The 11,054-nt window shown below is 63.0% G+C and carries 10 protein-coding genes; all 10 read right to left on the reverse strand.

The window, feature by feature from the left end; all coding sequences use genetic code 11:
• Nucleotides 1-249 precede the first annotated feature (249 nt).
• Nucleotides 250-1,380 carry an aminopeptidase gene (locus tag EN750_RS05580; RefSeq protein ID WP_348629578.1) on the reverse strand — a complete coding sequence of 377 codons (1,131 nt, stop codon included), beginning with the start codon at nucleotides 1,378-1,380 and terminating at the stop codon, nucleotides 250-252.
• A gap of 105 nt (nucleotides 1,381-1,485) precedes the next feature.
• Nucleotides 1,486-2,457 carry a branched-chain amino acid ABC transporter permease gene (locus EN750_RS05585; protein WP_127395848.1) on the reverse strand — a complete coding sequence of 324 codons (972 nt, stop codon included), beginning with the start codon at nucleotides 2,455-2,457 and terminating at the stop codon, nucleotides 1,486-1,488.
• 22 nt (nucleotides 2,458-2,479) lie between these two features.
• On the reverse strand, nucleotides 2,480-3,367 hold the full coding sequence (locus EN750_RS05590; protein WP_127321083.1) for a branched-chain amino acid ABC transporter permease: 888 nt from the start codon (nucleotides 3,365-3,367) through the stop codon (nucleotides 2,480-2,482).
• Nucleotides 3,368-3,374: 7 nt separating this feature from the next.
• Entirely contained in the window at nucleotides 3,375-4,085 is a 711-nt protein-coding gene (locus EN750_RS05595) for an ABC transporter ATP-binding protein (RefSeq protein WP_127267608.1), read from the reverse strand.
• Nucleotides 4,078-4,857 (reverse strand): ABC transporter ATP-binding protein, encoded by a 780-nt coding sequence (locus EN750_RS05600; protein WP_127395843.1) that lies wholly within the window; start codon nucleotides 4,855-4,857, stop codon nucleotides 4,078-4,080. The genes EN750_RS05595 and EN750_RS05600 overlap by 8 nt, the downstream gene beginning before the upstream one ends.
• A gap of 12 nt (nucleotides 4,858-4,869) precedes the next feature.
• Nucleotides 4,870-6,078: an ABC transporter substrate-binding protein gene (locus EN750_RS05605; protein ID WP_027040146.1), complete on the reverse strand. Its 1,209-nt coding sequence runs from the start codon at nucleotides 6,076-6,078 to the stop codon at nucleotides 4,870-4,872.
• A gap of 206 nt (nucleotides 6,079-6,284) precedes the next feature.
• Nucleotides 6,285-8,048: an ABC transporter ATP-binding protein gene (locus tag EN750_RS05610; protein ID WP_127395844.1), complete on the reverse strand. Its 1,764-nt coding sequence runs from the start codon at nucleotides 8,046-8,048 to the stop codon at nucleotides 6,285-6,287.
• A gap of 124 nt (nucleotides 8,049-8,172) precedes the next feature.
• On the reverse strand, nucleotides 8,173-9,117 hold the full coding sequence (locus tag EN750_RS05615; protein WP_127395845.1) for an acetamidase/formamidase family protein: 945 nt from the start codon (nucleotides 9,115-9,117) through the stop codon (nucleotides 8,173-8,175).
• Entirely contained in the window at nucleotides 9,107-10,750 is a 1,644-nt protein-coding gene (locus EN750_RS05620; protein ID WP_127395846.1) for an ABC transporter substrate-binding protein, read from the reverse strand. The genes EN750_RS05615 and EN750_RS05620 overlap by 11 nt, the downstream gene beginning before the upstream one ends.
• Before the next feature lie 34 nt (nucleotides 10,751-10,784).
• The coding region (locus EN750_RS05625) for an ABC transporter permease (protein WP_145967436.1) at nucleotides 10,785-11,054 on the reverse strand (270 nt) is incomplete at its 5' end.

Raw genomic sequence — 11,054 nt, forward strand, 5'->3', positions numbered from 1 at the left:
TCGACACACATATCGCGGCGCTTAAGGCGGCGCTGACGCGAGAAGGGATCAAACAGGCGGTGTTCGATCCGGCCAAGCTGGCGCAGAACAACCGCTCGGGCCGCAAGTTGATGCAGGCTTATTTTCGGCAGCGCGGCGTGAGCGTGAAGTTCTCGGACCAGTAGAACCGCGCGGGCGATCTCAATCGCGCGATTTGGTTGGTTTCGGACGCGAGTTCCCCGACGCTTCGGGCCATCCCTTTTGACCGGCTCAATAACAGCGATCTGCCGCCGCAAGTGCATCGACGCGGTGAGCTTCGTCCAGTGCGCCAATCCGTCGGACTGACGCATAGAACCTGACATAGTCGCCCGAACACAGATCGAACAGGCGCAGAAACGCGGTCACCCGATCGCTATAGACGGACGTCGCGGCGAGCTTTGCATTGTTGATCGGGGAAGCGAACCAGGCATCGTATCCCCGGTATCGGCCCCAGCGCCTGTCGCGCATGTGTCGGTAGCGCATCCGCAGCCGTTCAATCGCGGCCGTCTTCGCGGCCAGTTTTTGCTCCGAGGTGCCGGAGTTGGAATAGACTTGCGTCAGCTCGTCGCGGGTCCGCGACACCAGCGCAAGAAATTCAGCCTTGCGCCTCCGGGCAGCTTCGTAACGGCGCAATGCGGCGGTGTCGCCAGTCGCGCGCAGCCATTTTTTCACGCCGGTTGTTTCGACGGCGACAGCGAACGCCTCGTTGAATGCGGAATCGTCGTGCACGTAGACGCGCTGGTGGGCCAGTTCATGGAACACCAGCGCTGCAAGATAGGTTTCATCCTGGCCGAACATCGTGCTGAGCAGCGGGTCGCTCGACCAGCCAAGCGTGGAATATGCCGTGATGCCCGTCACATAGATGTCCATGCCCTGTCCTTGAAGTTCGACAGCGGTTTCAGTCGCGGACTTCCTGGAGAAATACCCCCGGTAGGGAACACAGCCGAAAACAGGGAAACACCATGTTCGCGGCGTCAGCGAAAATGCCGGCGCGGCGAAGACGGCCCATGTCACCGAATCCCGACCAATGTCGACATAGCTGCGGTAGCTGTTGTTGTCAGGCAGCGCCAGTTCATCCGTTGCGAACTGTCGTATAGCGCTCGCCGATGCCATTCGCGCGCGCAATGCCTTCGGCGTCGACGGATCCTCGATCAGTTTTCCGACATCCTGGCGCGCTGTCATGATCCGCAGATGGCCCTGCACGGATTGCGCGTAGTAGGAAATACTGGTGCAACCGGTCACGCCGGACGCCATGATTACAACGACAAGCAATCGAAAGAATGCGCGCATCACGATTTGCCCAAAGCAGTGCTCACCCGTTCCGATGGAGTCGCAATTGCCCCAGGTCGCAAGCAGTCGCATCGATTTGATCGAGGTCTATAGCTTTCTGAAGTATCCGGACAGGTGCTCATTGGGGTGACGCATGCGTCACCACGCGCAAGCCGCGTCCCATCAACCTGCAGCTGATCAGTCCTTTCCCGCCCGCTTGAAAATCCGCGCGTAAAATTCGCCGACGATGCCGCGCCGGAAGACGAGCACGCACACCATGAAGATCAGGCCGGTGGCGATGGTCACCGGAAAGCCGGAAGTGGCAAGCGTGTTTTCCAGGCCGATGACAAGGCTGGCGCCGATGATCGGCCCGACCATGGTGCCGATGCCGCCCAGAAGCGTCATCAGGATCACCTCGCCCGACATCTGCCAGGTGACGTCGGTGAGCGTGGCGAACTGGAAAACGATCGCCTTGAGCGATCCGGCCAGCCCGGCCAGCGCCGCCGACATGACGAAGGCGCCGAGCTTGTAGTTGGCGACGGAATAGCCCAGCGAAATGGCGCGGTTCTCGTTCTCGCGGATCGAGCGCAGGATCATGCCGAACGGCGAATTGACGATGCGCCAGATGGCGAAGACGCCGACGAGGAACACCGCCAGCACGAAATAATACATGTTCAGCGAGACGTTCAGGTCGAGGACGCCTAGCAGCATGCCGCGCGGCACACCTTGGATGCCATCCTCGCCTTGCGTGAACGGCGCCTGCACGCAGAAGAAGAAGAACATCTGCGACAGCGCCAGCGTGATCATGGCGAAATAGATGCCTTGCCGGCGAATGGCGAAGAAGCCCATGACGAAGCCAAGCAGGGCCGCGCCCGCCATGCCGAGCAGAATGCCGGCTTCCGGCGGCCAGCCCCAGACCTTGACGGCATGCGCGGTGAAGTAGGCGGCGCCGCCAAAGAAGGTTGCATGGCCGAACGACAGGAGCCCGGTGTAGCCAAGCAGGAGATTGAACGCGCAGGCAAACAGCGCGAAGCACAGCATCTTCATCAGGAAGATCGGATAGACTAGGAAAGGCGCCACCAGCAGCGCCAGGATGCCGAGCCCGACCAGCGTCCATTCAAGCCGCGCCGAGGTTTTGGGCGATGTCTCGCGAAGCGTCAGTTCCGACATGTCAGATGTCTCTTCCGACATGTCAGGCGTCCCTTCCGAACAGGCCGGCCGGCCGGACCAGAAGCACGATGGCCATGATGACGAAGACCACGAGGTTGGAGGCCTCAGGATAGAAGACCTTGGTCAGGCCTTCGGCAAGGCCGAGCATGTAGCCGGTGACGATGGCGCCAAGGATCGATCCCATGCCGCCGACCACGACGACGGCGAAGACGACGATGATGAGATCCGACCCCATAAGCGGGCTCACCTGATAGATCGGCGCTGCCAGAATTCCGGCAAGCCCAGCCAGCGCGGAGCCGAGGCCGTAGGTCAGGGTCAGCAGCAACGGCACGTTGACGCCGAAAGCCTGGACGAGGCGGGGATTCTCCGTCGCGGCGCGCAGGTAGGAACCGAGCCTGGTCTTCTCGATCAGCACCCAGGTTCCGAAGCAGACGATCAGCGAGGCAACGACGACCCAGCCGCGATAATTGGGCAGGAACATGAAGCCGAGATTGGTGCCTCCCGAAAGCAGCGGCGGGACGGCGTAGGGGTTTCCCGAGACGCCGTAATAGTAGCGGAAGATGCCTTCGAGCACGAGCGCGAGGCCGAAGGTGAAGAGCAGCCCGTAGAGCGGGTCGAGATCGTACAGCCGCGACAGCGCCAGGCGCTCGACCACGATGCCGAAGACACCGACGATCAGCGGCGCAAGGATCAGCGCCGGCCAGTAGCCGATGCCGAGATAGGTGAGCAGCAGATAGCCGACGAAGGCGCCGAGCATATATTGGGCGCCATGGGCGAAATTGATGACCCGCAGCAGGCCGAATATGACGGCCAGGCCCAGGCTCAGCATGGCGTAGAACGAGCCGTTGATCAGGCCGACCAGCAACTGGCCGAGGAAAGCCTGAACCGGGATTCCGAAGATCATCGTCATGGCGCCATCATACACCCAGGACTTCGTGGAGCTGCGTCATGCGGTCCGGCAGCTCGCCGACCGGGAACCCTGCCACCACCTTGCCGTGCTCCATCAGATAGAAACGATCGGCGACACGGCTGGCGAAGCGGAAGTTCTGCTCGACCAACAGGATCGTCATGCCGCGCTTTTTCAACGTCGCCAGCAACGCGCCGATGCGCTGCACGATGACGGGAGCGAGCCCCTCCGTCGGCTCGTCGAGAAGCAGCATTTTCACACCCGTTCTCAACATGCGCGCGATCGCCAGCATCTGCTGTTCGCCGCCCGACAGCCTGGTGCCGGGACTGTTGCGCCGCTCCTTCAGATTGGGGAACAGATCGAATATCTCCTCGACGCTCATGCCGCCCTCGGCCACGACCGGCGGCAGAACCAGGTTCTCGTCGACGGTCAGCGTGGCGAAAATACCGCGCTCCTCCGGCACGAAGCCGATGCCCTGATGCGCGGTGCGGTGCAGCGGCAGCCGCATCAGATCCTGGCCGTCGAAGGCGATCCCGCCGGTTCGCTTGCGGATCAGCCCCATGATGGCGCGCAGCGTCGTCGTCTTGCCGACGCCATTGCGGCCGAGCAGTGTGACCGTCTCGCCGGAATACACTTCCAGATCGACGCCGTGCAGCGCATGGCCCTCGCCATACCAGGCGTTGAGGCCGCTGACGGCAAGCAGAGGTGCGGTACTAGTCATCGGCGGGGCCCATATAGGCGATCTTGACGCGCTCGTCGCGGCTGACCGTGGCGTAGTCGCCGGCGGCCAGCACCTCGCCGCGCTGCATGACCGTTATCCAGTCGCAAAGGTCGGCCACCACAGTCAGATTGTGCTCGACCATCAGCACGGCGCGATCCTTGGCCACCGAACGGATAAGGTCGGAAACCGTGGCCACGTCCTCGTGCCCCATGCCGGCCATCGGCTCGTCCAGCAGCAGCACTTTCGGATCGAGCGCCAGGGTCGTGGCGATCTCGAGCACGCGTTTCCTGCCATAGGAAAGGTCCCCGGCGAGCCTGTTCCTGGCGTCGTCGAGACCGACCGAGCGCAGCAATTCCTCGGCGCGCGGCGTCAGCCGGTCGAGCGCCGCCAGCGAGCGCCAGAACTGAACGCTGAGCCCGCCCGGCCGCTGCAGGGCAACGCGCACATTGTCGAGCACGCTGAGATGCGGAAAAATCGCCGATATCTGGAACGAGCGCACCAGACCCATTCGCGCGACCCTGGCCGGCGAGGTGCGGGTGATGTCGTGGCCAAGCAGCTCGATCCTGCCGCTGGTCGGCGCCAGGAACTTGGTGAGCAGGTTGAAGACGGTCGTCTTGCCGGCGCCGTTGGGTCCGATCAGGGCATGGATGTTGCCATGGCGAACATCCAGATCGACGTTTTTCACGGCGATGAAGCCGGCAAAGTCACGCCGCAACCCGCGGGCGGAAAGCACCACAGGCGGCTCGTTCGCGCTCAGGTCAGTCGGCGCCATCGGCCGCGCCGATCACTGGCCGGCCGTCGGACAGCCGCTTTCCTTTTCGCTCAGGAAGGCCTCGTTGCCAGGAATGGTGGCGAGATATTTGTAGTAGTCCCACTCCTTGGTGCTCTCGGCTGGCGACTTGACCTGATAGAGGTACATGTCGTGGACCATGTTGCCGTCCGCCTGCACTTTGCCGTTGGTTATCGCGGCGTCGTCCACGGGCATCGAATGCAGTTGCTTGGCGACCGCTTCGGTCTCGTCGGTGCCGGCCTTGTCGATCGCTTTCAGGTACTGCGTCACCGCCGAATAGGTCGAGGCCTGGATCATGTTCGGCATGCGGTTGGTGCGCTTGAAAAAGCGCTGCCCGAATTCGCGGCTCTTGTCGTCGCGATCCCAATAATAGCCTTCGGTCAGCACAACGCCCTGCGCCGCTTGAAGGCCAAGCCCATGCACCTCGGCCAGCGTGAACAGGAGTGCGGCAAGACGTTGACCGCCCTGGACGATGCCGAATTCGGCCGCCTGCTTGATGGAGTTGGAGGTATCGAGGCCGGCATTGGCCAGGCCGATGACCTTGGCGCCCGACGATTGCGCCTGCAGCAGGAAGGACGAATAATCGGTCGATCCCAGGGGATAACGCACCTCGCCCAGCACCTTGCCGCCATGGCTCTCGACGAACTTGGTGGTCTGATCCTTCAGCGAATAGCCGAATGCATAGTCGACGGTGACGAAGAACCAGCTGTCGCCGCCCTGCTGCACGAGAGAGCCGCCGGTCCCAACCGCTTGCGAATGAGTGTCATAGGCCCAGTGGAAGCCATAGGGCGAACATTGTTTGCCGGTCAGCTCCGTGGTTGCCGCGCCGGTGACGATGTCGATCTTCTTCTTTTCCTTGGAAATCCCCTGGACGGCGAGCGCCACCGAAGAGGTCGTCAGTTCCATGATGGCATCGACCTGCTCGGTGTCATACCACTGCCGCGCGATGTTGGAGGCGATATCGGGCTTATTCTGGTGATCGGCGCTGATGATTTCTATCGGCGCTCCCTGCACCTTGCCGCCGAAATCCTCGACCGCCATCTTGGCCGCCTCGACCGACCACTTGCCGCCGAAATCGGCGTAGACGCCCGATTGGTCGTTGAGGATGCCGATCTTGACCTTGCCGTCGGAAATTTCGGCGGCCGAGGCGGGAATCGCGGATGCGGCGAGAAGTGCCGCGGAAACGAAAAGGCTTACCTTCATGGTTGACTTCCTCCCATAGCGATGAATCCGACCGACCCTCCTACGATCGATCATCGCAATGGTATTGAACATGAGGAAGATAGGGACAGAGGGCAAGAGGCCGTTAGGGATTTCGTGTGCGAAGCGATACCGTTTGGCGGGGGAACGCGAGCCTTGAGCGCGAGATAGAGACACAAACACGTGAACCGCCCGGCGGCAGTGCCGGCTCAGCCCTCGGCGGCGACGAGATGGCCGTTGCCGACATCCCTCAGCGCCAGTTTCAGCGGCGCCTCGCCGATCCTGCGGGTGGCGCTCGGGATCTCCTGGTCGAGGCGGGCGAAGCGGCTTCTTCGCTTGGCTGGATCGGGCACCGGCACGGCTTCGATGAGGCGTCTGGTGTAGGGGTGGCGCGGGTTGGAAAAGACCTGGTCGCGCGTGCCCATCTCGACGATCTGGCCGAGATACATGACGGCGACGCGGTCGGAGATGTTCTCGACCACAGCCATGTCGTGCGAGATGAAGAGATAGGCGACGCCGAATTCGCGCTGTAATTCCTTCAACAGATCGAGCACGCGCGCCTGCACCGAAACGTCGAGCGCCGAGACGCTTTCGTCGGCGATGATCAGCTTCGGCCGCAGCGCAAGAGCGCGTGCAATACAGACACGCTGGCGCTGGCCGCCGGAGAATTCATGCGGATAGAGCTCCATCTGATCGGCCGACAGGCCGACGCGCTCGAACAGCGCCGCGACACGGTCACTGCGCTCTTGCTTCGAGGCGATGCCATGGATCAGCAGCGGCTCGGCGACGAGTTCGCCGACGCGCATGCGCGGGTCGAGCGAGGCGTAGGGATCCTGAAAAATCATCTGCACGTCGCGGCGCACCGCCTTACGCTCGTCGCGACCAAGGCCGGACAGATTGCGCCCGCCAACCGCGATATCGCCGCTGTAGGGCACCAGTCCGGCCAGCGCCTTGGCGGTGGTCGACTTGCCACAGCCGGATTCGCCGACCAGCGCCAGCGTCTCGTTGGGCGCGATCGAGAAGGTCACGCCTTCCACCGCGTGGACGCGGCGGGTGACCCGGCCGAAGAAGCCGCCATGCAAGTCGAAGCGGACATGCAGATCGTTGACTTCGGCGACATTGGCCGGCATCGCCGTCTCGGCATCCCTGGATTTCTGGCGGCCGATACCGCTGCCGATGCGCGGCACGGCGGCCAGCAGCTCGCGCGTGTAGTCGGCTTGCGGCCTGGCAAAAATGTCAGCGGTTTTTCCCTCTTCGACCATGCGGCCATGCCGCATGATGATGACGCGGTCGGCCATTTCGGCGACGACGCCCATATCGTGGGTGATCAGGATGACACTGGTGCCGTGCTGGCGCTGCAGGTCGCGCAGCAGCTCCAGCACCTCGCCCTGCACGGTGACGTCGAGGGCCGTCGTCGGCTCGTCGGCGATCAGCACGTCCGGCTCGAGCGCCAGCGCCATGGCGATCATCACCCTCTGGCGCATGCCGCCGGAGAGCTCGTGCGGAAACTGCTTTAGCCGGCTTTCGGCTTCCGAAATGCGCACCGCCTTCAACGCCTCGATGGCGCGCTGACGAGCTTCGCCCTGCGACAGGCTGGTGTGTGCCTCGATGGATTCGGTGAGCTGCCGGCCGATCGACAGCACCGGGTTGAGCGAGGTCATCGGCTCCTGGAAGATCATGGCGATACGGTCGCCGCGAATGCGCCGCATCCGGCGCTCGTCGAGAGTCGTCAGATCTGTATCGCCCAAATGGATTTTCCCAGACGATATGCGGGCTGCGGGCTGCGGCAGCAATTGCATGATGGCCAGTGCGGTCATCGATTTGCCGGAGCCGGATTCACCGGCAATGCAGAGCGTCTCGCCGCGGCTCAGCGTGAGCGATAGGTCGGAGACGACCTCGCGCTCGCCATCCTCGCCGCGCACGCTGACGCAGAGGTTGGCGATGTCGAGGATGGATTTGGTTTCGCTGATCATTGCAGGCGCAACCCCCACCCGGACCTTCGGTCCGACCTCCCCACAAGGTGGAGGTAGGGCGGCAGCATTTTACCCTCCCCCTTGCTGCGAAGCAGCGGGGTGGGGGTACGGCGCCGACCTCCAGTCATTCAAACACGCAGCGCGGAAAATAGAACGACACCACCCAGTTCGGTATGTCGACGATCTCGCTGATCCTGAGATCACCGCAGACAGAGGCCAACATATAGGCTTCGACCGGGTCGATCTTGTAACGGCCGGCGAGCAGGTCGACCATCTGGGCAACCGCCTCCCTGGCGCCGGCCATTAGGTCCGGACCGATGCCGGTCGTCACCTCATAGCCCTTGGCGTCGAGATGGCGCGTCACCGGGCCTGGCGTGGTGAAGCGCGGCGTCTTCAGCCTGGCGTCCTTGACCAGATCGAGCTTGAGCACGACGTCCATCGGGCTTTCGATCGCCGTGCCGCAGACCTCGCCGTCGCCTTGCGCGGCATGGGTATCGCCGACCGAAAACAGCGCGCCCGCCACTTCCACCGGCAGGTACAGCGTGGTGCCGGCGGCGAGATCGCGGATGTCGAGATTGCCGCCGACGCGCCTTGGCGGCACCACCGAATGGTGGCCCTTTTCCGCCAGCGCGTTGCCGATGGTGCCGGCGAAGGGTTTCAACGGCACACGCGCATTTTTGCCGAACAGCGCCGGCTCGAGCGAGACGGCGTCGTATTTCCAGATGTTCAGCGCCGGCTCTTTGAAGTCGTCGGCGAGCAGCCCGAAACCGGGAATGTTGGCCGTCCAGCCGAAGCCGGATGGTTTGAACATCTCGATCGTCACCTTCAGTGCATCGCCCGGCTCGGCGCCCTCGACGAAGATCGGCCCGGTCACCGGATTGACGGTGGCGAAGTCGAGCCTGGCGACGTCGGCGACCGTGCTGTCGGCCTGCAACTGGCCGCCGGAGGAATCGAGGCACTGGAACTCGATGGTCGAGCCGGGCGCCACCCGCTCGGCCGGGACAAACGAATTGTCCCAGCCGAAATGATGTTGGCGCCCGTGGATGGTGTAGTCGCAGTTATTGCACATCTTTTACGTACACATTGTCGTAGTTGATCGGGATATGGACCGGGTCGACATAGAGGTTGTCGGCGCCGCCCATGCGCGCCGACTTCATGGTGAAGCGCTGCTCGTTGAAGACCGGCGCCCAGGGCGCGTCTTCCATCACCTTGTCGTAGATGGCGCTCCACATCTTGTCGCGCTCGCCGGCCTTGGCCGGGTCGACCACCGAGTCGGCCTCGGCCGCCTTGGCGTCGAGATCCTTGTTGCAGTACCACGACCAGTTCCAGCCGCCCGGCACCGCGCCGGCGCAGCCGAGGATCGGGCCGTAGAAGTTCGACGGATCCGGGAAGTCGGCGATCCAGGCCATGCCGCCGGACCAGATCATCGGTGCGCCGGCCTTGTCGCCGCCGGCGGCAATGACGTTTGCCTGAGCCAGCGACTGGATGCTGGCCTTGATGCCGATCGCCGCCAGATCCTGCTGGATCGCCTGAGCGATGCGCGGGTTGGGATCGGTGTTCATGGCGAACAATTGCGTGTCGAAACCATCGGGATGACCGGCCTCGGCAAGCAGCGCCTTGGCCTTGGCGACGTCATAGGGATAGCCCTTGTACTCCTTGTCGTAGCCGGGCATCGACGGCGGCAGCGGCTGGTTGGCCGGCACAGCGCGGCCGTTGATGATCTGGATGATGCGCGCCTTGTTGATCGCCATGTTGACCGCCTGGCGCACCTTCACATTGTCGAACGGCGCCATGGTGGTGTTCATGGTGACATAGCCGGTGTGCAGCTGGCCGCCTTCGACGACGCGCGCCTTCTGCTCCGGATCGGCCATCACCTCCTGGAATTTTGCCGGCGGAATGCCGTCGCCGGGCACGTCGATCTCGCCCTTCTGCAGGCGCAGCAGCGCAACGATCGGCTCCTGGCCGATCTCGAAGGTGATCTTGTCCAGATGCGGCAGGCCCTTGTGCCAATAGTCCGCATTGCGCTCGAAGACGATGCGCTGGCCGAGTGTCCACTCGGCGAGCTTGAAGGCGCCGGTGCCGACCGGATGCTTGCCGAAATCGGCGCCGTATTTCTCGACCTCTTCCTTCGGCACGACATGCGAGAAGTTGATGGCCATGACATGCAGGAAAGTGGCGTCGGGGCGGGTCAGCTCGAACTTGACCGTGTAGGGATCGACGACGGTGACGCCCGAGAGGCTCTCGGCCTTGCCGGCGGCGACATCGTCATAGCCCTTGATCGAGCCGAAGAAGCCGGCGCCGGGGCTCTGGGTCTTGGGATTGGTGACGCGGTCGAGCGAATATTTCACGTCGTCGGCGGTCATCTCGCGGCCATTGTGGAATTTCACGCCATGGCGCAGCTTGAAGGTGAAGGTCTTGCCGTCGGGCGCTATCTCGTAGCTCTCGGCAAGGTCGGGCTTCAAATTGGTGGTGCCCGGTTCGTAATCCATCAGCCCGTCGAACAGGCTCTTGATCATCGACCAGTTCTGCCAGTCATAGCCGATCGCCGGATCGAGCGTGGCGACATCGTCCTTGTAGGTGATGGTGATGGCGCCGCCCTGCTTGGCGTTCGGATCGATCGCGTCTTCGGCGCGAACACTTGTCATGCCGAGCATCAGCGCCAGCGCCGATGCCGCTACCGTGGATGCGAGAAACTTTTTCATTTTTATGTTCCCTTTCTCTGTCTGGTTTTCATTTTCATCTGAGCTTGATGCGGGGGTCGATGAAGGGCGCGATGACGTCGGCCAGCAGATTGCCGAGCACGATGGCGAAGGCCGAGACCAGGGTGACGCCCATGATGATCGGGATGTCCACGCGCTGGATGGCCTGCCACGCCAGCTGGCCAATGCCAGGCCAGCCGAACACGCTTTCGACGACAACAATGCCACCCATGAAGATGCCGATGTCGATGCCGATCATGGCGATGACCGGCAGGATGGCGTTGGGCAGCGCATGGCGGAACAGGAT

The sequence above is a fragment of the Mesorhizobium sp. M7A.F.Ca.ET.027.03.2.1 genome (assembly GCF_003999175.1).
Lineage (GTDB): Bacteria > Pseudomonadota > Alphaproteobacteria > Rhizobiales > Rhizobiaceae > Mesorhizobium.